The 25,056-nt window shown below is 72.3% G+C and carries 24 protein-coding genes; 13 read left to right on the forward strand and 11 right to left on the reverse strand.

Annotation, left to right across the window (positions count from 1 at the left end):
* Nucleotide 1 precedes the first annotated feature (1 nt).
* From shc to hpnH, 3 genes are read left to right on the forward strand one after another with little or no spacing between them, the layout of a single operon-like run.
* Nucleotides 2–1,876, forward strand: coding sequence for a squalene--hopene cyclase (gene shc, locus AWQ70_RS32640; protein WP_067185003.1), 1,875 nt, complete (start codon nt 2–4; stop codon nt 1,874–1,876).
* A complete protein-coding gene (gene ispH / locus AWQ70_RS42225; RefSeq protein WP_067185006.1) occupies nt 1,873–3,381 on the forward strand; it encodes a 4-hydroxy-3-methylbut-2-enyl diphosphate reductase in 1,509 nt (502 codons plus the stop codon). The genes shc and ispH overlap by 4 nt, the downstream gene beginning before the upstream one ends.
* Nucleotides 3,378–4,382, forward strand: a complete 1,005-nt coding sequence (hpnH, locus tag AWQ70_RS32650; RefSeq protein WP_067185009.1) for an adenosyl-hopene transferase HpnH — start codon at nt 3,378–3,380, stop codon at nt 4,380–4,382. Before ispH ends, hpnH begins: the two co-directional genes overlap by 4 nt.
* Here hpnH and AWQ70_RS32655 read toward each other — a convergent pair.
* Nucleotides 4,348–5,115: an SDR family NAD(P)-dependent oxidoreductase gene (locus AWQ70_RS32655; RefSeq protein ID WP_067185012.1), complete on the reverse strand. Its 768-nt coding sequence runs from the start codon at nt 5,113–5,115 to the stop codon at nt 4,348–4,350. The genes hpnH and AWQ70_RS32655 overlap by 35 nt on opposite strands.
* Before the next feature lie 56 nt (nt 5,116–5,171).
* Nucleotides 5,172–6,128, reverse strand: a complete 957-nt coding sequence (locus AWQ70_RS32660) for a hypothetical protein (protein WP_067185015.1) — start codon at nt 6,126–6,128, stop codon at nt 5,172–5,174.
* Between the two features lie 151 nt (nt 6,129–6,279).
* On the opposite strand from AWQ70_RS32660, the gene AWQ70_RS32665 reads away from it, so the two are divergent.
* On the forward strand, nt 6,280–7,095 hold the full coding sequence (locus tag AWQ70_RS32665; RefSeq protein WP_067185018.1) for a polysaccharide deacetylase family protein: 816 nt from the start codon (nt 6,280–6,282) through the stop codon (nt 7,093–7,095).
* Nucleotides 7,096–7,333: 238 nt separating this feature from the next.
* On the forward strand, nt 7,334–8,758 hold the full coding sequence (mads6, locus tag AWQ70_RS32675) for a methylation-associated defense system protein kinase MAD6 (protein ID WP_067185023.1): 1,425 nt from the start codon (nt 7,334–7,336) through the stop codon (nt 8,756–8,758).
* A 12-nt stretch (nt 8,759–8,770) separates the two neighbouring features.
* Here mads6 and AWQ70_RS32680 read toward each other — a convergent pair whose 3' ends face one another.
* Nucleotides 8,771–9,163: a nuclear transport factor 2 family protein gene (locus AWQ70_RS32680; protein WP_067185026.1), complete on the reverse strand. Its 393-nt coding sequence runs from the start codon at nt 9,161–9,163 to the stop codon at nt 8,771–8,773.
* Between the two features lies 1 nt (nt 9,164).
* Nucleotides 9,165–10,649: an aldehyde dehydrogenase family protein gene (locus AWQ70_RS32685; RefSeq protein WP_067185029.1), complete on the reverse strand. Its 1,485-nt coding sequence runs from the start codon at nt 10,647–10,649 to the stop codon at nt 9,165–9,167.
* A 159-nt stretch (nt 10,650–10,808) separates the two neighbouring features.
* Between AWQ70_RS32685 and AWQ70_RS32690 the strand changes: the two genes are divergently transcribed.
* Genes AWQ70_RS32690 through AWQ70_RS32700 form a run of 3 tightly spaced genes read left to right on the forward strand, consistent with a single transcriptional unit; the run spans nt 10,809 to nt 13,835 of the window.
* Entirely contained in the window at nt 10,809–11,762 is a 954-nt protein-coding gene (locus tag AWQ70_RS32690) for an AraC-like ligand-binding domain-containing protein (RefSeq protein ID WP_084518063.1), read from the forward strand.
* 53 nt (nt 11,763–11,815) lie between these two features.
* A complete protein-coding gene (gene blaOXA / locus AWQ70_RS32695; protein WP_245647256.1) occupies nt 11,816–12,748 on the forward strand; it encodes a class D beta-lactamase in 933 nt (310 codons plus the stop codon).
* A gap of 43 nt (nt 12,749–12,791) precedes the next feature.
* Nucleotides 12,792–13,835, forward strand: coding sequence for an MFS transporter (locus AWQ70_RS32700; protein WP_157530752.1), 1,044 nt, complete (start codon nt 12,792–12,794; stop codon nt 13,833–13,835).
* Nucleotides 13,836–13,845: 10 nt separating this feature from the next.
* Here the strand turns inward: AWQ70_RS32700 and AWQ70_RS32705 are convergent, their stop codons facing one another.
* A complete protein-coding gene (locus AWQ70_RS32705) occupies nt 13,846–14,235 on the reverse strand; it encodes a YybH family protein (protein ID WP_067185034.1) in 390 nt (129 codons plus the stop codon).
* 56 nt (nt 14,236–14,291) lie between these two features.
* Here AWQ70_RS32705 and AWQ70_RS32710 point away from each other — a divergent pair, with 56 nt between their 5' ends.
* Entirely contained in the window at nt 14,292–14,666 is a 375-nt protein-coding gene (locus AWQ70_RS32710; RefSeq protein ID WP_067185037.1) for a winged helix-turn-helix transcriptional regulator, read from the forward strand.
* 98 nt (nt 14,667–14,764) lie between these two features.
* On the opposite strand, the gene AWQ70_RS32715 is transcribed toward AWQ70_RS32710, so the two are convergent.
* On the reverse strand, nt 14,765–15,079 hold the full coding sequence (locus AWQ70_RS32715) for a MarR family transcriptional regulator (protein WP_281197160.1): 315 nt from the start codon (nt 15,077–15,079) through the stop codon (nt 14,765–14,767).
* On the opposite strand from AWQ70_RS32715, the gene AWQ70_RS32720 reads away from it, so the two are divergent.
* A complete protein-coding gene (locus AWQ70_RS32720) occupies nt 15,034–15,270 on the forward strand; it encodes a hypothetical protein (RefSeq protein WP_218004742.1) in 237 nt (78 codons plus the stop codon). The genes AWQ70_RS32715 and AWQ70_RS32720 overlap by 46 nt on opposite strands.
* A 93-nt stretch (nt 15,271–15,363) precedes the next feature.
* Here the strand turns inward: AWQ70_RS32720 and AWQ70_RS32725 are convergent, their stop codons facing one another.
* Together AWQ70_RS32725 and AWQ70_RS32730 are read right to left on the reverse strand one after the other, a co-directional pair.
* Complete coding sequence (locus tag AWQ70_RS32725) at nt 15,364–16,191, reverse strand: M55 family metallopeptidase (RefSeq protein ID WP_067185120.1); 828 nt, start codon at nt 16,189–16,191, stop codon at nt 15,364–15,366.
* A 501-nt stretch (nt 16,192–16,692) separates the two neighbouring features.
* Nucleotides 16,693–17,532 carry a universal stress protein gene (locus AWQ70_RS32730; RefSeq protein WP_067185040.1) on the reverse strand — a complete coding sequence of 280 codons (840 nt, stop codon included), beginning with the start codon at nt 17,530–17,532 and terminating at the stop codon, nt 16,693–16,695.
* A gap of 302 nt (nt 17,533–17,834) precedes the next feature.
* On the opposite strand from AWQ70_RS32730, the gene AWQ70_RS32735 reads away from it, so the two are divergent.
* Nucleotides 17,835–19,064 carry an acetate/propionate family kinase gene (locus AWQ70_RS32735; RefSeq protein WP_067185042.1) on the forward strand — a complete coding sequence of 410 codons (1,230 nt, stop codon included), beginning with the start codon at nt 17,835–17,837 and terminating at the stop codon, nt 19,062–19,064.
* Nucleotides 19,065–19,109: 45 nt separating this feature from the next.
* Here the strand turns inward: AWQ70_RS32735 and AWQ70_RS32740 are convergent, their stop codons facing one another.
* Complete coding sequence (locus tag AWQ70_RS32740; RefSeq protein ID WP_067185123.1) at nt 19,110–21,425, reverse strand: phosphoketolase family protein; 2,316 nt, start codon at nt 21,423–21,425, stop codon at nt 19,110–19,112.
* A gap of 123 nt (nt 21,426–21,548) precedes the next feature.
* On the opposite strand from AWQ70_RS32740, the gene AWQ70_RS32745 reads away from it, so the two are divergent.
* A complete protein-coding gene (locus AWQ70_RS32745; protein ID WP_067185046.1) occupies nt 21,549–21,953 on the forward strand; it encodes a pyridoxamine 5'-phosphate oxidase family protein in 405 nt (134 codons plus the stop codon).
* Between the two features lie 9 nt (nt 21,954–21,962).
* Here the strand turns inward: AWQ70_RS32745 and AWQ70_RS32750 are convergent, their stop codons facing one another.
* Both AWQ70_RS32750 and AWQ70_RS32755 read right to left on the reverse strand, forming a co-directional pair.
* The gene (locus AWQ70_RS32750; RefSeq protein WP_281197159.1) at nt 21,963–23,612 is read right to left on the reverse strand and encodes a GAF domain-containing sensor histidine kinase; all 1,650 of its coding nucleotides are present in this window, start codon (nt 23,610–23,612) and stop codon (nt 21,963–21,965) included.
* A 151-nt stretch (nt 23,613–23,763) separates the two neighbouring features.
* Entirely contained in the window at nt 23,764–24,330 is a 567-nt protein-coding gene (locus AWQ70_RS32755) for a hypothetical protein (RefSeq protein ID WP_067185052.1), read from the reverse strand.
* A gap of 229 nt (nt 24,331–24,559) precedes the next feature.
* On the opposite strand from AWQ70_RS32755, the gene AWQ70_RS32760 reads away from it, so the two are divergent.
* The gene (locus tag AWQ70_RS32760; protein ID WP_174552444.1) at nt 24,560–24,994 is read left to right on the forward strand and encodes a pyridoxamine 5'-phosphate oxidase family protein; all 435 of its coding nucleotides are present in this window, start codon (nt 24,560–24,562) and stop codon (nt 24,992–24,994) included.
* Nucleotides 24,995–25,056 lie beyond the last annotated feature (62 nt).

Here is a 25,056-nt window from a genome sequence, read left to right on the forward strand (position 1 = left end):
GATGACCACAGTCGCCGCTCCCAGCTCCGCCTCGCTCGCCCTCGACGCCGCCTGCGACCACCTGCTCGGCCTCCAGGCGCCCGAGGGGTGGTGGAAGGCCGAGCTGCAGACCAACGTGACCATGGACGCCGAGGACCTGCTGCTGCGCCAGTTCCTCGGCGTACGCACCGAGGAGGACACGGCGGAGGCGGCCCGCTGGATCCGCTCGCAGCAGCGCTCCGACGGCACCTGGGCCAACTTCCACGCGGGCCCCGGCGACCTGTCCACCACGATCGAGGCGTACGCGGCGCTGCGGCTGGCCGGGGACCCGGTGGACGCGGCGCACATGCGCACGGCGGCCGCGTTCGTGCGGGACTCGGGCGGGATCGAGGCGTCCCGGGTGTTCACCCGCATCTGGCTGGCGCTGTTCGGCCAGTGGCGGTGGCGCGACCTGCCCGTCCTCCCACCCGAGATGATCTTCCTGCCGCCGTGGTTCCCGCTGAACGTCTACGACTTCGCGTGCTGGGCCCGGCAGACGATCGTGCCGCTCACCATCGTGAGCGCCCGCCGCCCGGTGCGGCCGCTGCCGTTCGGGCTGGCCGAGCTGCGCACCGGCCGGCCCGCGCCGCGCGGGCCGCGCACCGGCTGGGACGGCTTCTTCCACACGCTCGACCGGATGCTGCACCAGTACGAGCGGCTGCCGATCCGGGGGCTGCGCCGCGCGGCGGAGCGGCGGGCGGCCGAGTGGATCGTGAACCGGCAGGAGCTGGACGGCTCGTGGGGTGGCATCCAGCCCCCGTGGGTGTACTCGCTGATCGCCCTCGACCTGTACGGCTACCGCCTGGACCACCCCGTCATGCGCAAGGGCCTGGAGGGCCTGGAGCGGTTCACGATCAGGGACGAGCAGGGGCGCAGGCTGGAGGCGTGCCAGTCCCCGGTGTGGGACACCGTCCTCGCGGTCAACGCGCTGCTCGACGCCGGCCTGCCCGACGACCATCCCGCCCTCGTCAACGCCGCCGACTGGGTGCTCCGCGAGGAGATCACGGGGCCGGGCGACTGGAGCGTGCGGCGGCCGTCGCTCGCCCCGGGCGGCTGGGCGTTCGAGTTCGACAACGACGCCTACCCCGACATCGACGACACCGCCGAGGCGATCCTGGCCCTGCGCCGGGTGAAGCATCCGGACGCCCGCCCCGCCGTCGACCGCGCCCTGCGCTGGGTCAACGGCATGGTGTCGCGGGACGGCGGCTTCGGCGCCTTCGACGCGGACAACACGCGCGAGCTGTGCACCCGGCTGCCGTTCTGCGACTTCGGAGCGGTCATCGACCCGCCGTCCGCCGACGTCACCGCGCACGTCGTCGAGGCGCTCGCCGTCGAGGAGCCCGCCTCCGACGTCGTACGGCGGGCGGTCGTCTGGCTGCTGCGCCACCAGGAGGCCGACGGGTCCTGGTTCGGCCGCTGGGGGGCCAACCACGTGTACGGCACCGGCGCCGTGGTGCCCGCGCTCGTCGCGGCCGGGGTGCGGCCCGGCGCCTCGTGCGTGCGGCGGGCGGTCTCCTGGCTGGAGGCGCACCAGAACGACGACGGCGGCTGGGGCGAGGACATGCGGTCCTACCGCGACCCGGCGTGGATCGGCCGGGGGAGATCCACGCCCTCGCAGACCGCGTGGGCGCTCCTCGCCCTGCTCGCCGCCGGGGAGATCCGCTCGCCCGCCGTGGAGCGCGGCGTGGCGTGGCTGGTCGGCGCCCAGCGCCCGGACGGCACCTGGGACGAGCCGTACTTCACCGGCACCGGGTTCCCCGGCGACTTCTACATCAACTACCACCTTTACCGGCTCGTCTTCCCCGTCAGCGCGCTGGGGCGGTACGTGCGGGCGGGTGAAGAAGGGGCCTCGCCGTGACCGACCCTGTGGTGAACGCCGTCATCTGCACCGCCCTCGGCATCGAGGCGAGAGCCGTACGCGAGGGCCTGCCCCGCGCGGCCGGGGGGGTGGAGGTGATCAGGACCGGCATGGGGCCGGGACCGGCCGGACGCGCCGAGGACCGCCTGCGCGGCGCGGCGGCGCTGGCCGTGGCCGGCTTCGGCGGCGCGCTCAGCGACGATCTGCGGCCCGGCGACGTGCTGGTGGCGAGTGAGGTCCGGTTCGGCGGCCGGACGCTGCCCTGCCCGTCCGCGCCGCTCCTCGCCGGGGAGCTGGCCCGCGCCGGGCTGCCCGTACGCACCGGGCCGCTGGCCACCTCCGACCACATCGTGACGGGCGCGGAGCGGCGCCGGCTCGCGGAGGAGGGCGCGCTGGCCGTCGACATGGAGTCGGGACCGGTGGCCGCCGTCGCGGCGGGCCGCCCCTTCGTGGCGGTGCGCGTCATCGTGGACACCCCCGCGGTGCCGCTGCTGCGCCCGGCCACCATCCGGGGCGGCGTCCTCGCCTGCCGCACGCTGCGCCGGGCCGGCCCCGCGCTGGCCCGCTGGGCGGCGGCGTGCGGACCGCGCCGCGCGCTGCTCGCCGCGCCGCGCTCCTTCTGCGCCGGGGTCGAGCGGGCGATCGAGATCGTGGAGCGCGCCCTCGACCAGTACGGCCCCCCGATCTACGTGCGCAAGCAGATCGTGCACAACCTGCACGTCGTACGCGATCTGGAGGGGCGCGGGGCCGTCTTCGTGGACGAGCTGGACGACGTGCCTGAGGGGGCCGTCACGGTCTTCTCCGCGCACGGCGTGGCCCCCGGCGTACGCGAGGAGGCGGCGGCGCGCGGGCTGCGGGTGATCGACGCGACGTGCCCTCTCGTCACGAAGGTGCACGCCGAGGCGCGCAGGTTCGCCGCGCGCGGCGACCTGGTGGCGCTGATCGGGCACGCCGGGCACGAGGAGGTCGAGGGGACGCTGGGCGAGATCCCCGGCTCCGCCGTGCTCGTCGAGGACGTCGGCGACGTGGCGAAGCTGCCGGACGGCCGCCGGGTCTCCTACCTGACGCAGACCACGCTCGCCGTGGACGAGGCGGCCGACATCGCCGCCGCGATCCGGCGGCGGTTCCCCGACGCCGAGGGCCCGCAGAAGGACGACATCTGCTACGCCACCACGAACCGGCAGCACGCCGTGCGCGAGGTGGCCGAAGGGTCCGACCTGGTGCTCGTCGTCGGCTCGGCCAACTCGTCCAACTCCCGGCGGCTCGCCGAGGTGGCGGGCCGCGCCGCGCCCGCGCACCTGGTCGACGACCCCGGCGACATCGCCCTCGACTGGCTCGCCGGAGCCCGCACGATCGGGCTGACCGCGGGCGCCTCGGCCCCGCCCGCCCTGGTGGACGCGGTCGTCGCCGCGTTGCGCGGGCTCGGCCCGGTCACCGTCGAGGAGCACCGGGTCGCCGAGGAGACGATCCGGTTCACCCTGCCCAAGGAGGTGCGGACACCATGACGATGCCGGTCCGGCAGGCCCTGCGCATCGGCGGCTACATCCTCGGCCAGAAACTGCGCGGGCGGACGAAGTTCCCGCTCCTGGTGGAGCTGGAGCCGCTGTTCGCCTGCAACCTGAAATGCGCGGGATGCGGCAAGATCCAGCACCCGGCCGACGTGCTCAAGCGGCGGATGCCGGTCGAGCAGGCCGTGGCCGCCGTGGAGGAGTGCGGGGCGCCGATGGTGTCGATCGCCGGCGGCGAGCCCCTCATGCATCCCCAGATCGCCGAGATGGTGCGCGAGCTCGTCGACAGGAAGGTGTACGTGTTCCTCTGCACCAACGCGGTGCTGATCCCGAAGAAGATCGACCAGTTCGAGCCGTCGCCGTACTTCGCGTGGACGGTCCACCTCGACGGGCTGCGCGAGCGGCACGACGCGTCGGTGTGCAAGGAGGGCGTGTTCGACGAGGCGGTCGCCGCCGTGCGCGAGTGCCGGCGGCGCGGGTTCCGGGTCACCACGAACACCACGTTCTTCAACACCGACAGCCCGCAGACCGTCATCGACGTGCTCAACTACCTCAACGACGACCTCCAGGTGGACGAGATGATGATCTCGCCCGGGTACGCGTACGAGAAGGCCCCGGACCAGGACCACTTCCTCGGCGTGCGCGAGACGAGGGAGCTGTTCCGCAAGGCGTTCGCCGGGGGGAACCGGCGGCGGTGGCGGTTCAACCACACGCCTCTGTTCCTCGACTTCCTGGAGGGCAGGGTCGACTTCCCGTGCACGGCGTGGGCCATCCCGTCGTACTCGCTGTTCGGCTGGCAGCGCCCCTGCTACCTGATGTCCGACGGGTACGCGGCGAGCTACCGGGAGCTGGTCGAGGACACCGACTGGGACTCCTACGGCCGGGGACGCGACCCCCGCTGCGCGAACTGCATGGCCCACTGCGGGTACGAGCCCACCGCCGTGTTCGCCACGCTCTCCTCGCTCAAGGAGTCGCTCCGGGCCGTGCGCGGCGGCTGACCGGCCGGCCGAACACCCCCGCGAGCGCGCGGAAGGGGCCGGGGGCCGCGCCGCGGATCCGGGCGGGCAGCCGCAGCCACCCCGGCGCGAAGGACTCGGCGCGGCCGCGCTCGACGGCGGCGACGATGGCCCGGGCGACCCGCTCGGGCGGGATCGGCGCGGGCCAGCGGCGGCCGTAGGCCGCCCCCCGCCGCGCGAAGAACGGCGTGTCCACCACGCCGGGTAGGACGACCGAGACGCCGATCCCGGGCACCTCGTACCGCAGGCTCTCGGCGAAGGCGATCAGGCCCGCCTTGGTCGCCGCGTACACCGCCTCGTCGCGGACGCCGACCGCTCCGGCGATCGAGGACACGAAGACGAGGTGGCCCCGGCCGCGCTCCGCCATCCCGGGCAGCAGCGACCGGGTCAGCGCGATCTGGGCAATCAGGTTGGCCGCGACCAGTTCCTCGGCGACGCCGTCCGGCATGGTGGTGAACGGCCCCGCCCACCCCAGGCCCGCGTTGCCGACCATGACGTCCACCGGCCCGGCCCGCCCGGCCAGGGCCGCGACCCCGGCGGTGAGGTCCCCGGCGACGGCCAGCCCGCCGGTCTCCTCCGCGACGGCGGCGAGCCGCTCCCGGTCGCGGCCGGCGAGCACGAGATCGGCGCCCGCCTCCGCCATGGCCCGCGCCGTCGCGGCCCCGATGCCCGAGGACGCGCCGGTGATCAGTACGCGGGCGCCCGCAAGTCTCATCGCCCGACCCCCCATCGTCTCCGGAGGGTCGTTCCCCCGCTCTTTCCGGGTTTATCTCAGGGGCTCGGCAGGGGCGTCTTGGGATGCTCGACGATCGGCACGCTGGAGCGCACCACGCTCTCGCCCGCGATCGCCAGCCCGTCGTCCGCCTTCCACATCTCGAGGAAGTGCGTTCCGGCGGTGACCCCGGCCCACTTGTGGTATTGCCACGAGCCGCAGGCGAACCGCACCGTCTCACCGTTCGGCCGCAGGGCGATCCAGTACGCCGCGACACCCGGCGGGCAGGTCTTGTTCGCCCAGATCTCGATGTCGCCGCGGGCGTCCTGACTCCAGGAGCGAGACGGCAGCCGTACGGCCATGCGCTTGGTCACCAGATGCATGCCGTACCCCGGGACCACGTCGGGCGGCGCGGACGTCGGCAGGGCGGTCACGGAGATCGGGCGTCCCGCCCCGGGCCCGCCGGACCCGCCCGTCAGGGGCCACCACTGCCAGATGGCCCAGCTCACCGCGAGCGCGGCGACCCCGCCGGCGCCGAACACCAGGGCCCTGCGCCGCCAGTCCCCGCCCGCCTCCACGGCGCCGCCGGGCGCCGCCGTACCGCCGGCCGGGCCCGGTGAGAGTCCCGGCATGAAAGAGGGCGTTCCCGACCGCTCCGCGTAGTGCTTGGCGGCGCGGGCCCGCCAGGCCCGTTCCACGGCCTGCATCCGCTCCCGCAGCGCGTCCACCCGGCGTCCCAGGGCGAGGAGCTCCTCGGCGTCCGCGCTCGACAGGTCCAGCGCGGCGATGATCTTGTGCACGACGGCCGCGCCGGGGAGCTTGTTCCCCTGGGCGAGCTGCTCGCCTCCGCTGAGCCACCGCGACACGGTGCCCTGGTCGGCGACCTTCCTGTTGGCCAGCACCTTCTGCGGCCAGCCGCCGGTCTCCAGGATGCGGCTCAGTGCCGCGGAGACGTCCTCCAGCGCCTGGATCAGACCGTCGGCCAGTTCCTCGAACGAAACCTCTCCGGTGACCACCGTGCCGCCCCTCTCGTGCGGTGCTTCGTCCCGTTCCCCGACGCACGAATGATCTTATTTCCGCGCCCGTCACGCCAGGGAGTTCGTCAGGCACCCGAGAAGTGAGACGGCCTTGGTTCTGAGCTGACCCCCCACCGGAAAAGACGACAATATGGATGAAATAGGGAGACGCCGGGCCATCTACCTGGCGGTTCTGGTCGCCGTCGAAGGAGCGCTGGCGGCCTGCTCGGACACGCAGGCCCCGGGAACCCGGAACGTCGCCGACAAGCGCGGCCGCACGCCCGGGGCGGGCGGGAGACCGAACAGGCCCAGCCCTTCGCCGAGCCCGTCACCGACTCCGACGTTCCAGCCGGTCGCCGTCCCGTCCCGCAAGCCCATCCACCAGATAAGCGAGCTCAACCCGGCCGCCCCGCCGAACTCGATCGCCCTGACCATCGACGACGGGCCCGATCCCGAGTGGACGCCGCGGGTCCTCGACCTCCTCGCGCAACACCACGTCGTCGCCACCTTCTGCGTGGTCGGCGACGCCGTACGCGAGCACCCGGAGCTCTTGAAACGCATCGTGGCGGCCGGCCACGCCATCTGCAACCACACGATGAGCCACCCGCAGCCCTTCGCCGGGCTGTCCTCCGAGCGGATGAGCGCCGAGGTCACCGGCGCGCTCCGCGAGATCTGGAACACCACCGGCGTCACCTCGCGGCTGTTCCGCGCGCCCGGAGGCTCCTGGTCGCCCGCCGTGCTCGAGACCATCGCGGGGAGCGGCATGCAGCCGCTCGACTGGGACATCGACCCGAGGGACTGGGCCCGCCCCGGCAGCGGAGCGATCGAGGCCGAACTGCTGCACGCCAAACCGGGCAGCATCCTGCTGTGCCACGACGGCGGCGGCGACCGCGCCCAGACGCTCCGCGCCCTCACCACCGTGATCCCCACGCTCCAGGGCCGGGGACTGACCTTCATCACCCTGTGAACGAGAGGAACCGGCCGTGCGGCTCACGCTCATCCCGCTCGACACACCCTCGGACGACACGTACGGCGACTGTCCGATTACACTCGGTATGGGCGCGAGTTTCCACGACACCCGGCAGTGGTCACAGAACCCGGATCATGAAGACTGGATCATGAAGACTGGATGCGGCCTGGCGCGTGGGCACCGGATCCAGAAGGATGACCTCCGGGAATGCTGGTGAGAAAGGCGGCACGGGGAGATGGCTCAGATCGTCGGTGGCGGAAGCCCCGTCAATGACGCGGAGCGACGGGTCATCGCCCACCTCCGGGACCACGCCCCGGACGACTGGCTGCTGCTCCACAACATCGAGGTGCCGCGCGGCGCCGACCTGTTCGAGGTCGACGTGATCGTGATCACCGGCCACTCGCTGTGCGTGATCGACGTGAAGGGCGCGCGGGGCCGCTTCGAGGTCTCCGGCACGCGCTGGTTCCCGCAGCGGGGCGGCGAGGCGTTCGGCTCGCCCGTCGCCAAGCTGCGCGGCACCGCCCGGGCGCTCAAGGGAGTGCTCCTCGACATCCACCGGGGGCTCGACCGGGTCTACGTCGACAGCGTGGTGGTGCTGACCGCGCCCGACGCCGTGCTCGTCGACCCGAGCGGGCGCGACGCCCGGCACGTCACCAACCTGCACGGCCTCGTCGGGATGCTGGGCGACGCCTCCCGGGTCCGGCAGGGCTGCAGCCCCGACGCCACCCCGTACCGCACGGCGCTCATCGAGGCGCTGAACGGCACCGTGCGCCGCTCGACCGCGCCGCCCAGGTTCGGCAACTGGAAGGTCGAGGAGCAGCTCGGCGGCGACACCCGGGTCACCGAGTACCGCGCGGTCAACGCCACCGCCCCGGCCAGCGAGACGGTCCTGCTCCGGGTCTACCAGGCCGACCCGCTGGCCGACCGCGAGCAGCGGGTCGCCGAGCAGCGGCGCATCGCCAACGCCTACCAGGCGCTCGCCAAGATCCCGGCGCATCCGTGCGTCGCCCGCTCGCGCGACTTCTTCGCCATCGACGACGAGAGCCGCTTCGTGCTGGTGCTCGACGACGTCCACGGGCAGGCCCTGCACCTGCGCCTCGCCGGGCGCATGCCCGCCACCGCCGCCCGCCTCGACATGGTGGACGACATCCTCGCCGGCCTGGCCCACGTCCACGCCAACCAGGTCATCCATCGCGCGCTCAGCCCCGCCTGCGTGCTCGTCACCGAGAGCGGGCAGGCGGTGCTCACCGGCTTCGACTACGCCAAGCCCGGGCCGCGCAAGCACACCGTGGCCAACGAGCTGCCGAACGTCCTCGACACGCACTACGTCGCCCCCGAGTGCCGCCTGCGGCCCGACCGGATGACCGCCGCCTCCGACGTGTACGCCGCCGGAGTCATCGCGTTCCAGATCCTCACCGGACAGCTCCCCACCCCCGGCACGGACATCGAGACCGCCGCCGCGGGCGTCGCCCCCGAGATCATGGACCTGCTGCGCCGGATGCGCGACGAGACGCCGGGCAAACGCCCCGAGGCGGCCGAGGCCCTCACGGAGCTGCGTCAGGCGCGCGACACCCGGCTCACCGCCGGCTATCCCGCGCGCTCCCAGCCCCTGCTGCTCGACCGCCTCCGCGGCGCGCTCCGCCGCTTCACCCGCGACTGACGCGGGCCCGGGTCACTCCGCCATCGCCGCCCGGACGAGGTGGGTGTCGGTGAACTGCTCGAACCGCACCACCCGCTCGTCGCGGACCTGCCAGTAGTGGACGAACTTCACCCGCATCGCCCTGCCCGTCGGCGCGTACGTGCCGGAGTACTCCCCGAAGGCGATCACCTTGCCGTCCGCCGCCACCAGCTCGTACGGCTCCGCCGCGAAATCGGGCCAGTCCGCCTTGAGCGCCCCGAACACGCCCGCGCGGATCGCGTCCGGCCCGACGTACGTCCCGGCCAGCGGGAAGCCCGCCATCTCGGTCCATTCGACGTCCGGCGCGAACGACGCGAGCATGCCGTCGAGGTCGCCCCGCGCGGACGCCGCGTAGTGCGCTTCGACGATCTCCAGGGGTGTGGCCATGTCAGGCTCCTTCCGCGAGGTTGATGAAGACGCCCTTGGTCTCGGTGTAGGCGTCCAGTGCGTAGCGGCCCATCTCCCGTCCGAGGCCGCTCGCCTTGAAACCGCCCCAGGGGGCGGCCGGGTCGGGGGTGTGCGGCATGTTGACGAACACGGCGCCGGCCCTGATCGCCGCCGCCATCCGGTGCGCGGTCGCGACGTCCCGGGTCCACACCGAGGCGGCCAGGCCGTACCGGCTGTCGTTGGCCCGGGGCACGATCTCCTCCGGGTCGTCGTACGTCAGCACCGGGATGACCGGGCCGAAGATCTCGTCCCTGCTGATCGTCATGTCGTCGGTGACGCCGGAGAAGACGGTCGGGTGGTAGAAGTACCCCTCCTCCAGGGCGCCTCCGGCCCTGCCGCCCCCGGTGACCAGGGTGGCGCCCTGCTCGACGCCGGCCCGGACGTACCCGTCCACGCGGCCCAGGTGCTCCTCGCTGACCAGCGGCCCCATCTGGGTCGCCTCGTCCATGCCGGGCCCGAGCCGCATGCCCTCGGCCGCCGCGGCGACCTTGTCGACGAACTCGGCCGCCCGCGCCCGGTCCACGTAGAAGCGGGAGTACGCCGCGCACACCTGGCCCGAGTTGAACAGCGCCCCCTGCACGCACCCGGCGACCGCCGCGTCGATGTCGGCGTCCCGCGCGACGATCATCGGAGTCTTGCCGCCGAGCTCCAGCGTCACCCGGCGGAAGTCGTCCGCGGAGGCGCGCAGGATCTCCCGGCCGACCTCCGTTGACCCCGTGAACGACACCTTGTCCACACCCGGGTGCCGGGAGAGCAGCCGGCCGACCTCCGGGCCGCCGGTGACCACGTTGACCACGCCGCCCGGGAACCCCGCCTCGCGCACCAGCCCGGCCAGCCGGAGCGTCGTCAGCGGCGTCTGCTCCGCGGGCTTCAGCACGACGGTGTTCCCGCAGGCCAGCGCGGGCGCGAGCTTCCACGCCGCGATCATCAGCGGGAAGTTCCACGGCGTGATGAGCGCGCACACGCCCACCGGCTCGCGCCGCGTGTAGTGGAAGACCTCCGGGTTCCCGAGCGGAGCCGTGCTGCCCTCGATCTTGGTGACCCACCCGGCGAAGTAGCGGAAGTGCTCCGCCGCGCCCGCCACGGTCACCTGCCTGGCCACGCCGTACGGCTGGCCGTTGTCGAGGGTCTCCAGCCGGGCCAGCTCGTCCCCGTCCCGTTCGATCAGGTCGGCGAGCCGCCACAGCAGGCGCGCCCGCCCGGGGGCGGCCACGCCGGCCCACGGGCCGAACGCCTCCGCCGCGGCGGCCACCGCGTCGTCCACGTCGGCCGCCGACGCGGTCGCCACCCGGGCCAGCGGGCGGCCGTTCGCCGGGTCGACGGTGGTGAACTCCCCTCCGTCCGAGGCGGGCCGCCACGACCCGCCGACGAACAGGCCGGCGGCCGTACCGGGGAAGGTGAGCGATGAAAGTGGTGAAACGGACATGCGTCGCCTCTCATGCCTGGGCTGCGTCCGAGTCTCCGGCCCGCGGCCCCGGGGGCGCTTGTCCGCCAGGCGACAGTGCTTGACCGTGACTGAACGGTCCCGATCCCCCGCGGATTAGGATCTCCAGCACATCGCGTCCGTTCAGCGGGAGGAGGGCCGATGGCGACGCTGGTCCGGACCTCGGACGTCGCGCCGTCCGAGCGGGCGGAGTTCTGGCGGGCCATGGTGGCCGGCTCCTTCGTGCCCCTCGACTTCTCCTTCCCCGACCCGGCGGCCTTCCAGGGACGCCTCACCGATCACCGGCTCGGCGCCACCGTGCTGAGCACGGTCAGCGCGGGAGCGCACCGCGCCGAGCGCACCGCCCGGCTGATCTCCCGCACCGACGTGCCGATGGTCAAGCTGAGCATGCCGCTGCGGGGCCACGTCACGATCAGGCAGAACGGCCGGGAGGCCCCCCTGCTGCGCGGCGACATCGCCGTCTACGACACCACCCGGCCGTACACGATCTCCGTGGACCGGGCCTGCACCATGCTGGTGCTGATGTTCCCGCAGGCCGCCCTGCGGCTGCCGCGCGCCGCGCTGGCCGAGGTCACCGCGCGGCGGGTCTCCGGCGGCCACGGCCTCGGCGGGCTGCTCGGGCCGATGCTGGCCGGCCTCTCCGAGCACGTGGACGAGATCGACCGGCCGTACGCCTGCCGCCTCGCCGACAACGTCATCGACCTGGTCTCCCTCATGTACGCCGAACAACTCGGCGAGCCCGGCTCCTCCGACGCGGCCTCCCCCACGACGCTGATGACCCGGATCAAGGCGTACATCGAGCAGCACCTCGGCGACCCCGGCCTCGGCCCCGAGTCCGTGGCCTCCGGCGTGCACATCTCCACCGGATATCTGCACAAGCTGTTCCGCGCGGAGAACACCACCGTCGGCCGGTTCATCCGCGAGCGGCGCCTGGAGCACATCCGGCGGGAGCTGACCGACCCGCGGCACAGCTCCACCGCCATCAACGCCATCGGAGCGCGCTGGGGCCTCGTGGACGCCGCCCACCTGAGCCGCCTCTTCAAGAGCGCGTACGGCGTCTCCCCCCGCGAATACCGCCTCACCCGCGCCGCGTGACCAGCGGAGATATCGCTCTCGATATCGACAGTCCCAGGATATCGATATTGGACATGATGCGACGGGTTCTGGTCTGCTCCTGCCAGAAGATCGTCAAAGACGAGGAGCAGGACATGCGAAACTCCCCCAGGACACGGCTGGGCGCGGCGCTCGGCGCGGCCGTCCTGACCGCCTCCGCGTTGTTCGGCGGGACCGCCCACGGCGCCACCGCCACCGTCCGGCACAGCCCGGCCGCGCAGGCGGTCGTCCACGGCACGGTCGTCCGCGACGACCTGCAGGCGCTGTTCCGCAAGGCCGGAGTGCGCGGAACGTTCGCGCTCCTCGACGTGAAGCGGGGGCAGACCACGGTCGTCGACGCCGCGCGGGCGAAGCAGAGGATGATCCCGGCCTCCACGTTCAAGATCCCGCACAGCCTCATCGCGCTGGAGACCGGTGCCGTGAAGGACGAGAACGAGGTGATCCCGTACGGCGGGCAGCCGCAGCAGTTCCCCGAGTGGGAGCACGACATGAACCTGCGCGACGCCATCGCGGCGTCCAACGTCCCGGTGTTCCAGACACTCGCCCGCCGGATCGGCCTCAAGCGGGAGAACCAGTGGGTGAACCGCCTGAGCTACGGCAACCGGCGGATCGGCCCCGTCGTGGACCGCTTCTGGCTCGACGGCCCGCTGGAGATCTCCGCGGTCGAGCAGACCCGCTTCCTCTCCCGGCTGGCCCGGCAGCAACTCCCGGCGTCCAAGAAGAACCAGCTCAAGGTACGCGAGATGCTGAAGATCGAGGAGAAGGACGGCTACGCGCTGTTCGCCAAGACCGGCTGGGGCATGTCGACCACGCCCAGCCTCGGCTGGTGGGTGGGCTGGGTCGAGCGCGGCGACCGCCTCCATACCTTCGCGCTCAACATCGACATGGACGGCGCCCAGGACACCGGGAAGCGCATCCCCCTCACCCGCGACCTGCTGACGGCTCTCGGAGTCCTCCCGAAGGCGTGACCGGGTTCGACCCGCGTCACGACCCGTGAGACAGTCCGCTGCCATGACCTCGCCACACGTGGAACCCGCCTCCCCCGGGCTCGCGCCCCGAGGGCGGCGGGCGGTCTCCGATCGCAGGGTGATCGTGATCGTCGTGGGGACACAACTGGCCATCTCGCTCGGCTACTACGCGATGATGGCCCACCTGGTCGCACACTTGCACCGTGACCTCGGCATACTCGCCGGGACCGTCACCGCGGTCCTCGGCGTGCGGGTCGCGGTGCAGTACATGCTGTTCCTGCCCGTCGGAGCGCTCACCGACGTGATCGGCCCGGCACGCGCGGGATTCCTGGCCTGTCTCTGCGCGGCCGTGGTGATGGCGGTGGGCGGCGCGCTGTTCCACCCGGCCGCGCAGTCCCTGCTCGCCGGGGTGGCGCCGGCACGCCGTGCCCGGGGCTTCGCCGCCTATCTGGTCACGGGTGAGCTGGCCGCCGTCGTCGGGCCGCCCCTGGGGCTCCTCCTCCTGCTGACCGGCGGGTTCGGGCTGCTGGCGGCGGTGACGTCGGGCGCGTGGGCGGCCGGCGCCGTGCTGTTCACGCTGCTCCGCCGCGCGCCCGGCGCCGCTCCCCGTACGGAAACCGGAGCGGCCCGGCCGGATCCGCGAAGGCTCGTCGCGGGGGTGTCGGCGGTGCTCCGGGACCGGGGCTTCGTCCTGTTCGCCTCAGCCCGCCGACCCCGTTCGCGACGCCCAGCAGCGCGAACGCCGCCGCGCGCAGGGCGCTACCTGATGCTGGTCGTGCTCCCTCCCGGCGCGGGCGGCCGGATCGCCGTGCTGGCGGTGGCCGCCGTACTGCACGGGCTGGCCTCCGGGCTGACGCAGGCGGCGCTGTTCCAGACCGTCACCCGCTGCGCGCCGCCGGGGCGGTTCGGCGGCTACACCGGCCTGCTCAACTTCCTCGCCGGATTGGTCGCCCTGGCCGGGAGCTTCGCCGTCGGACCGCTCTTCGACGGCGGGCACCGGGGCGCGACGACGGCCCTGGCGGCTCTCGGCCTGGTCGCGGCCGTCACCGCCGCCGCCGTACGATCCCCGGCCGCGCCCACGCGGTGACGCGCGCGACTCAGGCGGGGGCCGCCACCCCGAAGGGGTTGTCGATCACGTACCGCCAGCCGCCGTCCGGACCCCGACGGGCGACATCCGTCGCGGTCCCCTCGACGCGCACCCGCTCACCTCGGACGTCCACGCCGTCGATGACCCAGTCCACCACGAGCAGCGCGAGATCGCCGGACACGTAGGTGTGCCGGGGCCGCACCGTGATCGGCAACCCGAGGCCGAGGAACTCCGCGTTGGCCCGGCCGATCCCGTCCCCGCTCACGGCCGTGCCGGGACGCGGCACGAACACCGCGCCGTCCTCGTACATCTCCGTCACGGCGGCCGGCACACCGCTGTTGAAGCGTGCGGCGAACACCGCGGGAACGTCCTCAGGACGGCGTGCTATCTCTCCACTCATCGGCTTTCATCCCTCCGGTCGTAAAAGAACCGCGAGGAACGCTAGGAGGCGGTTTCGTGGCTAACCAAACGGTTCGCATCGCCGCGCCGGGCCTTCCGGCCGGCCCGATGGGCGAGGTCGCCGAGCCCTCCCCGTCCTGCCCTGTGGAGATCACCCTCGCGGCGCTCCGCGGCAGGTGGACGACACTGGTGATCCGCGAACTCCTCCGAGGCGACCGCACCTTCAGCGAACTCCGCCGGACGCTGCCCCGCCTCTCGGACAAGGTCCTATCCGAACGGCTGGCCCACCTCGCGGAAGTCGGGGTCGTCGACCGTCACCGCCTCCCCGACTGGCCGCCTCGGGTCCGGTACAGCCTCACCCCACGTGGACGCTCCCTCGGCCCGGTCCTGCAAGCCCTCTGGGACTGGGGCACGGAATCCCGCGACGAGTAGCCCTGGACGCGCATGGCGACGGTTCCCCGAGCCCGAAAACGGAGCTTCGAGGACGATCGCCGGCTCCGGCATACAGGGCGCGCACGAAAGGGGCGGCGTTACAAGGCCCTGACGCGGGCGGCCTGCTCCTCCTGGACTCTTCGGGCAGTACGCAGGAAATCGAGGATGACGGCCAGCTCGTCCGGCCCGTACCCCTGCAACGCCCGGGCGCCCGCCTGGCCGACCGGGAAGAAGATCTCGGCCTCGGCGGAGCGGGCGGTGTCGGTCGCGGCGACCAGGACGCGGCGGCGGTTACCCGGATCGGTGGAACGGACCACCATGCCCGCACGTTCCAGTCGGTCGATGACCGTGGTGGTGGCCGCCGGGCGTGGCGATCGTGCACGGCACGGCCTCCGTCCTGATGCCCTGGCGATTTACGCTCCCCAGGCGACGGCTGTCGCGGCAGACCATCGTCGTGGTGAGAACGGAAGCCGGCTGGAAGATCGGCGCCATCCACAACGGCCGCGTCCGCCCCGTGACCGTTCCCGAGCCCGACGCGTTTCCCTCCAAGATGTCCCAGCTGATGGCGCGTACCGCCCACCGACTCGGCCTCGGCCGACGCTGACCCCGCAGGCCCGGCAGATCGGGGCGTCACATCCGCCCATCGGCATGGAGGCCGGCCGCACACAGCGGGCCGTGGGGCGGTCCGGGACGACCTCTAGCTGGGCCTTATGGTGGCGAGCTGCACAAGCAGCAGGACCAGTCGGTAGGCGTCGTTGAAGTCGGCGGCGGTGAACGTGACCGTACGGGCGCCTTCGGCACGTGAAACACCCGGCACGAGTGTCGCCAGATCAACCGTGATCGGGTTGTGGAGATCGACTTCGATGTCAAGCGGCCCGGCAATGGTCAGAGGCGAAACCAGTGCACGCCGCGTGATCGCGTCGGCGGCCGCCTTGCGCAGCCGCTCCCGGGCTTCCTCAGGGTGCAGGGCGATCGCGCCGGCCTGCCCGAGGGCCTGCTTGACCGCGACGGTGGAGGCCGAGGGAACCAGATCACGGAGTTCGGCGCAGGCGGTGTCATCGCCACTGAGCAGCACGACCGGCACGCCCAGATGACCGGCCATGGCGGCGTTGAGACCGATCTCGCCCAGGGAACGTCCGGCCACACGCACGTCGAGGATGTCATCGCTCATGGTGTGTGCCAGCACGCCCGGCCCCCCACCGGCTCGGGCGTGGTAGCCGACGAACATAACCGCATCGGTGTGCTCATCGAGCCCGCCGAGCATGCCCAGCGGGCGCGGCTTGCCACGGACCAGGTGTGCCCGCCGGTCGAGCTCCTCCGGCAATATGTTGCGGAAAGGCCCGTGAGCGTCGGCGACCCAAACCACCGCAGTGGGTTCGGCATCCAGTACACCGGCGATCACGGCGTTCGCCTCGGCCGTCATCAAGGCCCGACCGCGTTCGTAATCGTGCCGCCCCGGATTCGTCTCGGCGGAATGGACGATCCCCGAGATGCCCTCCATATCAACAGATATCAGCACCTTCACACCCCGAACCCTACGCACCGTGCGGCGCTGGTCGCGGCGACCCAGGGTCACATGCTGACCTCAGGCGCCAGGGCTCCTCCCGGAAGAACCGACGGCGACACCGGGAACCACAGAGCCCATACGACAGCAAGCCAGAACGGCGGGACAGAGGAAGCGGAACAGCGGAAGCGGGACAAGGGGCGGCGGGGAAGCGGAGCGGAGGCGGGTGGGGCCTCCGGCGCGCGTAGGACCGTGCCCTGTACCACCGCGCCCGAGACCGCGAAGCGGGGAATCGCCAGAGCGCAACTATCACGGCGCGCCGGAGCAGCCGCCCGCCGCAGCGCAGCGGTCACCATGAAGCGACGAGAACCGGATACGGCTTCGATCCACCTCCAGCACCGCCCAGCAACCGCCCGCCGCAGCGCAGCGGTCACTGTTCACCGGCGCGCACCGTTCGGCGAGAACCGGAGACCTGGCGAGCACCCCGCCCATCCCCCTACAACCCACCGCACCCGCGGGTGGTCACCGGACGACCGCGACCGGGCAGCGGGCGTGGTGCAGCACGCCCCGGCTCACCGAGCCGAGCACGGCGGCGCCGATCGCGCCGCGCCCGCGGGAGCCGACGACGACGAGGTCGGCCTTCTCCGAGGCGTCCACAAGGGCGGCGACGGGGTGCCCGCGCACGATGTCCAGCGTGACCTCGAGGTCGGGGAACCGCTCTTGCAGGTCGCCGAGCTTGTCCATGGCGGCCTGGCGGAAGGCGTGCTGGATCTCGTCCACGTCGTAGACGACCTCGGGGCCGAGGATGTGCACCGGCAGCTCCCACGCGCTGACCGCGCGCAGCCGGGCGCCGCGCAGGGCGGCCTCCTCGAAGGCGTAGGCGAGGGCCGGGTCGCACTCCTCCGACTCGCCCACCCCGACCACGATCTCGCCGTGCGCGGTGGCGGGCGCGGGCCGTACGACGACGACCGGCGCGTGGACGTGCCCGGCGACGTGCGAGCTGACCGAGCCGAGGAGCATGCCGGCGAAGCCGCCCCGGCCGCGGCTGCCTACGACCAGTTCGGACGAGTGCTCAGCCTCCTGCCGGAGCACGGGCGCGGGCACGCCGTAGACCAGTTCGGTGGTCACCTCGACGTCGGGCTGCCGGGCCCGTACGGCCTGGCGGGCGTCGCGGAGGATCCGCTCGCCCGACTGCACGATGGACTCCTGCACGCCGGGGATCGGATAGCGCGGGATCTCGTACGGCAGCCGGTCGACGACGTGGAGGACACGCAGCGGCAGCTTCTTGCGCGCCGCGTCGTCGGCGGCCCATTCCACGGCGGCGGTGGCGGCGGGGGAGCCGTCGGTCGCAACGATGATCATTTGGTCCTCCTCGTTCGTCCCCGGCACATCCATGAGACGACCGCGGCGGGAGCGGTTCCAGAGCCGCTGGTCCTCATGGGACGGGACCTTCCGCCTTCCCCGTGACGAGAACGCAAACTTCGGAGATCTTTCCCAAAGCATGTGCCGTGCCGCCGGGGGAAGGAGGGTGATCACGGGCAGTTTCCGCCGATCTGGAGGCATCCGTGGTGGTGGCCGGGAGTGGGGACACAGGTGGGGACACAGGTGGGGAAAACCCTGTGGAAAAGTCTGTGGAAAAGTCTGTGGACAGGGCTGTGGAAACTGTGGACAGATGTGTCCTGGTGCTGAACACGGGCTCCTCGTCGATCAAATACGAGTTGATCGACACGGAGTCCGGGGGCCGCCTCGCCGTCGGCCTGGTCGAGCGGATCGGCGAGGAGCGGGGCGCGCTCACCCACACCCGTCCGGGGGCGGAGCCGTACGAGCTGCGCCGGGCCTTCCCCGACCACGAGTCGGGGCTGCGGGCGGCGCTCGACGCGTTCGAGCGGGCCGGTCCCGACCTGGCGCGGGTGCCGCTGCGGGCGGTCGGGCACCGGGTGGTCCACGGCGCCGACCGGTTCACCGGGCCGGTCCTGGTCGACGACGACGTGATCGCCGCGATCGACGAGCTGTCGAGGTTCGCGCCGCTGCACAACCCGGCCAACCTGGACGGGATCCGGGTGGCGCGCGCCGCGTTCCCCGGCGTCCCGCAGGTGGCCGTGTTCGACACCGCGTTCCACCAGACGCTGCCCCCGCACGCGTACACGTACGCGGTGCCGCGCGCCTGGGCGCGCGAGCTGGGCGTGCGGAGGTACGGCTTCCACGGCACCTCGTGCGCCTACGTCTCGCGGCTGGCGGCCGAATCTCTGGGCCGTCCCCTTGAGGAGACGAACATGATCGTGCTCCATCTCGGCAACGGCGCGAGCGCGACCGCGATCAGGGGCGGGCGCAGCGTGGACACCTCGATGGGCCTGACGCCGCTCGAGGGCCTGGTCATGGGCACCCGCTCCGGCGACGTGGACCCCTCGCTGCCCTCGTTCCTGTACGGCGCGGCCGGGCTGGGCGTCGCCGAGAGCCACGAGGCGCTGATGCGTGCCGGGGGGATGCTGGCCCTGGCCGGCGCGAGCGACATGCGCGAGGTCTGGGAGAAGGCCGACGCCGGCGACGAGGACGCCCGGCTGGCCCTCGACGTCTACTGCCAGCGGATACGCAAGTACGTGGGCGCGTACTACGCGGTGCTCGGCCGGCTGGACGCGGTCGTGTTCACCGCCGGGGTGGGCGAGCACGACGCGCGGACCAGGGCGCGGTCCATGAGCGGGCTCGAACGGCTGGGCATCGCCGTCGATCCGGATCGCAACCGGGGCGGGGAGGCCGCGCGGACGATCTCCCCGCCCGGCTCCGAGGTCGCGGTGCTGGTGGTCCCCACCGACGAGGAATGGGAGATCGCGTCCCTGGCCCTGCGCGTGCTGACGAGATCAGAAGCGGACTCAGGAACAGACCCCAAAGCAAGCTAGAAGCAGGCCGGAAGCGGGACCGGAGGCGGGACCGGGAGCGGGCCGTCAGTACGGCCAGACCCAGTTGCGGATCATCGGCGCGTCCTCGCCGTACTCCCTGGTGTAGGCGCGGCAGTGGAGCCGCTCGTCGGCCATCCGCTGGCGCAGGTGGGCGGCCCGCGACCCGAGGCCGGGGACCCGGTCGATCACGTCGAGGACCAGGTGGAACCGGTCGATGTCGTTGAGCATCGCCATGTCGAAGGGCGTGGTCGTGGTGCCCTCCTCCTTGTATCCGCGCACGTGCAGGTTGTCGTGGCCGTTCCGGCGATAGGTGAGCCGGTGGATCAGCCAGGGATAGCCGTGGAAATTGAAGATCACCGGTCGGTCGGCGGTGAACAGCGTGTCGTACTCGGCGTCCGACATGCCGTGCGGGTGCTCGCTCGGCGGCTGGAGGCGCATCAGGTCGACGACGTTGACCACGCGGACGCGCAGCTCGGGCAGGAACTCGCGCAGCAGCGCCGCGGCGGCGAGGGTCTCCATGGTGGGCACGTCGCCGGCGCAGGCGAGGACGACGTCGGGTTGGAGGCCGTCGTCGTTCGAGGCCCACTCGATGATGCCGAGGCCCCGCGTGCAGTGCGCCACCGCCTCCGGCATGGTGAACAGGTCGAGCGTCGGCTGCTTGCCCGCGACCACGACGTTCACGTAGTCGCGCGACCGGAGGCAGTGGTCCCCCACCGAGAGCAGCGTGTTCGCGTCCGGCGGCAGGTAGACGCGGACGACCGAGGCCTTCTTGTTCATGACCACGTCCAGGAACCCGGGGTCCTGGTGGCTGAAGCCGTTGTGGTCCTGGCGCCATACGTGCGAGGACAGCAGGTAGTTGAGCGACGCCACCGGACGCCGCCACGGGATCTTGCGCGACGACTCCAGCCACTTGGCGTGCTGGTTGAACATCGCGTCCACGATGTGGATGAACGCCTCGTAGCAGTTGAACAGGCCGTGCCGTCCGGTCAGCAGGTAGCCCTCCAGCCAGCCCTGGCACAGGTGCTCCGACAACACCTCCATGACCCGGCCGCCCGGCGCGAGGTGCTCGTCGGTGGGCAGCCGCTCGGCGTCCCACGCCCGGTCGGTCACCTCGAACACCGCCTGCAGCCGGTTGGACGCCGTCTCGTCCGGCCCCATCAGCCGGAAGTCGTGCGGGTTGGCGGCGATCACGTCGCGCAGGAACGTGCCGAAGATGCGGGTGGGCTCGCTGGTGGCGGTGGCCGGCGACTTCACCTCGACCCCGTAGTCGCGGAAGTCCGGCAACACCAGCGGGCGCAGCAGCTCGCCGCCGTTGGCGTGCGGGTTCGCGCTCATCCGGCGGGGACCGCGCGGCACTCCGGCGGTGACCTCGGGCACGGGGCGGCCGTCGAGGTCGAACAGCTCCTGCGGCCGGTAGGAGCGCATCCACTTCGCCAGGGCGGCCAGCCGGTCGGGGCGGTCCCGAACGTCGGTGAGCGGCACCTGGTGGGCCCGCCAGGTGCCCTCCACCGGCAGGCCGTCCACCTCGCGGGGGCCGGTCCAGCCCTTGGGCGTACGCAGGATGATCATCGGCAGCGGCTCGTCCGCCCCCGCCTTGATCGCCGCGATCCGGTCGAAGGCCTCGTCCAGCGTGCCCGCCATCAGGGTGTGCATGACCGCCGGGTCGTCGCCGGAGACGATGTACGGGCGGTAGCCGTACCCCTCCATGAGCTTGACCAGATCGCTCTCGGGGATGCGGGCGAGGACCGTCGGGTTGGCGATCTTGTAGCCGTTCAGGTGGAGGATCGGCAGGACGACGCCGTCCCGGGCCGGGGCGAGGAACTTGTTCGAGTGCCAGCTCGCGGCGAGGGGTCCCGTCTCCGCCTCACCGTCGCCGATGACGCACGCCACGACCAGGTCCGGGTTGTCGAACGCCGCGCCGTACGCGTGCGCGAGGGCGTAGCCCAGCTCGCCGCCCTCGTGGATGGATCCGGGCGTCTCCGGCGCGACGTGGCTCGGGATGCCGCCGGGGAAGGAGAACTGCCGGAACAGCCGGCGCATGCCGTCGGCGTCCTGCGACACCGAGGGGTACACCTCGCTGTACGTGCCCTCCAGCCAGGCGAGCGCGACAGCGGCGGGGCCGCCGTGCCCGGGGCCCGCGATGTAGATCATGTCCTGGTCGCGCTGCCGGATGACCCGGTTGAGATGCGCGAAGCAGAAGTTCAGTCCGGGGGTGGTCCCCCAGTGGCCGAGCAGGCGCGGCTTGATGTCCGCCGGAGCCAGCGGCTCCTTGAGCAGCGGGTTGTCGAGCAGGTAGATCTGCCCGACCGACAGGTAGTTCGCGGCACGCCAGAATGCATCGATCTGCGCGATTTCATCCATGACCGTGCCTGTACCCGGGAGCCGGGGGTTGATGGCCGGAACGGCCGCCCACGAGCCGAACGCCGCCACCTCCGGGACCTTCGTCCCTGCGTGCGGGCACACCGCGTCGGCGACGCTGGACGCATGAACCTCGACAAGGCCGGGCTCCAGAAGCTCTCGCGGGCCGAGTGCCTCTCGCTGTTGTCCACGACACCGATCGGCCGCGTCGTGTTCACCGAACGCGCGCTGCCCGCCGTACAGGTCGTCAACTACATGCTGGACGGCGAGGACGTGGTGTTCCGCACCGCCGCGGGCTCACGCCTCTCGGACGCCGCGCGCGGCGCGATCGTCGCCTTCGAGGCGGACCATTTCGACACGGACAGCCACAAAGGCTGGTCCGTGACCGCCGTGGGCCCGGCGCGGGTGGTCGAGGAGCCCGGCGAGGTCGTACGGCTGGCCCGGCTGCCGCTGGTCCCGTGGGCGCCGGGCCACCGCGACCAGCTCATCACCATCCGCGCGGAGCTGGTCACCGGGCGGCGGCTGAGCTGAGGGGGCCGTTCAGGCGAGAGGGACCCGCCAGGACAGGCAGGTGCCCCGCGGCTCGTGCGGCAGCACCTCGAACGTGCCGCCGAGGAGCTCCGCCCGCTCCGCCAGGTTCCGCAGGCCGCTGCGCCGTCCCTCCTCGGGCACGCCGACCCCGTTGTCCGCCACCTCCAGCAGGAGGACGGCGTCGCGGGCGTCCACGGTCACGCTCACCTCGGTCGCGTGGGCGTGCCGTACGACGTTGGACAGGGCCTCGCGCAGGACGGCGAGGAGCTGGTCGGCGAGCTTGGGCGTGACGAGCGTGTCCAGCGCCCCCTCCAGGCGTACGCCCGGCATGAACCCGAGATGGCCGCGCGCCGACTCCACCAGGTCCATGAGCTGGCCGCGCACCGTGGTGGCCTTCTCCTCTCGCGGCGTGTGCAGCGCGAAGATGGTGGAGCGGATCTGCCTGATCGTCGCGTCGAGCTCGTCCACGACGTGCTGGACGCGCCCGGTGACCTCCGGTTTCTCCACCAGCTTGACGACGCTCATCAGCGTCATCGCCGCCGCGAACAACCGCTGGATCACCACGTCGTGCAGGTCCTTGGCGATGCGGTCGCGGTCTTCGAGCAGGCCGAGGCGCTCGGCGTCCTTCCTGGCCTCGGCCAGTTCGAGCGCGACCGCGGCCTGGCCGGCGAGGGCCTGGACCATCCGCAGGTCGGCGGAGCTGAACGGCAGGCGCCCGGTCCGCTTGCCCAGGCCGAGCACGCCGCGTACGAGCCGCCCCTTGCCGAGGGGGACCGACAACGACGGGCCCGACTTCGGCAGGCCGGACGGGGTGTCCGGGCACGCCCTGATGTCCGCGATCTGCGGCTCGGCCGTGCGCAGCACCCGTCCCGCCACCGTCTCCCCCGCGGACAGCTCGATGCCGAGCAGTTCCTCCGCGCCGAGCCCCTCGGCGATCTCGACCCGCAGCGTCTCGGGGGAGGCGCCGAAGGAGATCGTCACCACGTCGGCGTCGGTCATCTCCCGGGTGCGCCTGGCCAGGGACACCAGCACGTCGTGCGGGTCGGCGCCGGACAGCAGGCTCGTCGTCACCTCGGAGGAGACCTCCAGCCACGCCTCCCTGCGCCGGGTCTCCTCGTACAGGCGGGCGTTCTCGATGGCGACGCCCGCCGCCGTGGCGAGCGCGGTGACGATGGCCTCGTCCTCCTCGTCGAACTCGCCGTTGCGCTTCTCGGTCAGGTAGAGGTTGCCGAAGATCTCGTCGCGTACGCGGATGGGGACGCCGAGGAAGGAGCGCATCGGCGGATGGCCGGCCGGGAAGCCGTACGAGTCGGGGTGGTCGGCGATGTCGCGCAGCCGGAGCGACTGCGGCTCCTTGATCAGCAGGCCGAGGAGGCCGAGTCCGTGCGGCCAGTGCTCGATCCTGGCGATCTCCTCCTCGCTCAGGCCGACCGGGACGAACTGGACCAGCGTGCTCTCCTCGCCGATCACGCCGAGCGCGCCGTACGAGGCGTTGACCAGGGCGGTGGCGGACTCGACGATGCGGTGCAGCACGGTCTCCAGGTCGAGCTCGCTGCCGACGGAGACGACCGCCTCAAGCAGCGAGTGGACGCGGTCACGCGTGGCGAGCACGGCCTCCAACCGGCTCTGCAGCTCGGCCAGGAGATCATCCAGCCGCATCCGCGGGAGGAATGATCCCGATTCGGTGTCCGTCATCTCGTCCCTCTCAAAGTGATACCACTCGGGCATAGCACACCGCCCGCCCTCTTCGCGAGGACGGGCGGCGGAGGGGGACGTGCTCTCGGTCACGTGAGGACCTCACGCGAGCGCGTCACTTGAGGACGGGGAACCGCCTGACGAGCGCGGTGCCGCCCCACCAGCGGCCGATGCCCACGGTGTCGCCGGCGTTCGCCAGGGCGAGCCCCGCGAGGACGATCGTGTAGATCACGTGCTCGTCCAGGAAGGGGTTGTTGGCGAGGGGCAGCTCGGCCGCCCACATGAGCATGAGGAGCAGGCCGCCGGTGACCGCGGCGACGCGGACGCCCGCGCCGAGGATCAGCGCGGTGCCGATCCCGGCCAGACCGATCATGAAGAGCCAGTCGGCCCAGCCCTGCCCGGCGAGCCCGGAGAAGAAGCCGCCGAGCGCGTTCTCGGCCGTCCCCTTGAGGAACCCGGTGGTCGGGCTGCCGCCGTTGATCCACGCCTTGTTCTCGGGGGTGGCGAGGCCCAGGCCGAGCAGTTTGTCGACGAAGGCCCAGAGGAAGACCCATCCGATCGCCAGCCGGGCGACCCCCCAGACGTAGTCCACCGGCCTGCGCGCCCTCTGCGTCGCGGCGTGCGCGCCGGGCCCCGGGACCACGCGCGCCTCCTGCCGGCCGCTCCGCTCCATGATCGCCATCGTGAGCCCCTTTCCCGTTCCTCGGTGATGCCACAAGTCCATCCGTTCCGCGGGATCGGCGGCAGTGCCGTACGGCTCGGGCTCGGCGGACCCGAGGTCCCCCGCTCGAGGGACCTTCGGCCCGGCCGTGCCGCTCAGGGAGGAACGCCCCCTTCTCCGGGACTTTGGTCCCTAGCGGGACATGGCGTTACCAATGGCATGGTGGGAATGTGAAGCGTGGCGAACCGGCATGAACGAACGAGAGCTCCGGGAACTCCCCCGGGACGAGTCTCTGCGGCTGCTCGCCTCGGTGGCGATGGGCCGCGTGGTCTTCACGCTGCACGCGCTCCCCGCGATCCGACCGGTCAACCACATCCTCGACGACGGCGACATCATCATCCGCACCCACCTGGGCGCGGCCATCACCTCGGCCGCCGACGGCGACGGCACCGTGGTCGCGTACGAGGCGGACGCGATCGACCCGCACGACCACCTCGGCTGGAGCGTGATCGTGGTCGGCACCGCCCGCCTGGTCAGGGACCGGGCGGAGATCGAGCGGTACAGCGCGATGTTGCGGCCGTGGGTCTTCGGGAACATGGACCACGTGATCCGGATCCGCCCCGAGGTCGTCACCGGCTTCCGGCTGACGCCGCTCGGCGAGCCCGCGTCGTCCGCGGACCGCTGAGCCCGGGTCTCGCAAAGAACCCGCCGCGTCCCGTTTGGCGGCGACAGCGGGGGTAGGCGCGG

It is taken from the genome of Microtetraspora niveoalba, assembly GCF_001570405.1.
GTDB classification, from domain to species: Bacteria; Actinomycetota; Actinomycetes; order Streptosporangiales; family Streptosporangiaceae; genus Microtetraspora; species Microtetraspora niveoalba.

Excerpts from the sequence above, each read along its gene's own strand:
- shc (WP_067185003.1), top strand. The coding sequence starts at position 2 with ATGACCACAGTCGCCGCTCCCAGCTCCGCCTCGCTCGCCCTCGACGCC.
- hpnH (WP_067185009.1), top strand. The coding sequence starts at position 3,378 with ATGACGATGCCGGTCCGGCAGGCCCTGCGCATCGGCGGCTACATCCTC.
- AWQ70_RS32655 (WP_067185012.1), bottom strand. The coding sequence starts at position 5,115 with ATGAGACTTGCGGGCGCCCGCGTACTGATCACCGGCGCGTCCTCGGGC.
- AWQ70_RS32665 (WP_067185018.1), top strand. The coding sequence starts at position 6,280 with ATGGATGAAATAGGGAGACGCCGGGCCATCTACCTGGCGGTTCTGGTC.
- mads6 (WP_067185023.1), top strand. The coding sequence starts at position 7,334 with ATGGCTCAGATCGTCGGTGGCGGAAGCCCCGTCAATGACGCGGAGCGA.
- AWQ70_RS32680 (WP_067185026.1), bottom strand. The coding sequence starts at position 9,163 with ATGGCCACACCCCTGGAGATCGTCGAAGCGCACTACGCGGCGTCCGCG.
- AWQ70_RS32685 (WP_067185029.1), bottom strand. The coding sequence starts at position 10,649 with ATGTCCGTTTCACCACTTTCATCGCTCACCTTCCCCGGTACGGCCGCC.
- AWQ70_RS32690 (WP_084518063.1), top strand. The coding sequence starts at position 10,809 with ATGGCGACGCTGGTCCGGACCTCGGACGTCGCGCCGTCCGAGCGGGCG.
- blaOXA (WP_245647256.1), top strand. The coding sequence starts at position 11,816 with ATGATGCGACGGGTTCTGGTCTGCTCCTGCCAGAAGATCGTCAAAGAC.
- AWQ70_RS32700 (WP_157530752.1), top strand. The coding sequence starts at position 12,792 with ATGACCTCGCCACACGTGGAACCCGCCTCCCCCGGGCTCGCGCCCCGA.
- AWQ70_RS32705 (WP_067185034.1), bottom strand. The coding sequence starts at position 14,235 with ATGAGTGGAGAGATAGCACGCCGTCCTGAGGACGTTCCCGCGGTGTTC.
- AWQ70_RS32730 (WP_067185040.1), bottom strand. The coding sequence starts at position 17,532 with ATGATCATCGTTGCGACCGACGGCTCCCCCGCCGCCACCGCCGCCGTG.
- AWQ70_RS32740 (WP_067185123.1), bottom strand. The coding sequence starts at position 21,425 with ATGGATGAAATCGCGCAGATCGATGCATTCTGGCGTGCCGCGAACTAC.
- AWQ70_RS32745 (WP_067185046.1), top strand. The coding sequence starts at position 21,549 with ATGAACCTCGACAAGGCCGGGCTCCAGAAGCTCTCGCGGGCCGAGTGC.
- AWQ70_RS32750 (WP_281197159.1), bottom strand. The coding sequence starts at position 23,612 with ATGCGGCTGGATGATCTCCTGGCCGAGCTGCAGAGCCGGTTGGAGGCC.
- AWQ70_RS32755 (WP_067185052.1), bottom strand. The coding sequence starts at position 24,330 with ATGGCGATCATGGAGCGGAGCGGCCGGCAGGAGGCGCGCGTGGTCCCG.
- AWQ70_RS32760 (WP_174552444.1), top strand. The coding sequence starts at position 24,560 with ATGAACGAACGAGAGCTCCGGGAACTCCCCCGGGACGAGTCTCTGCGG.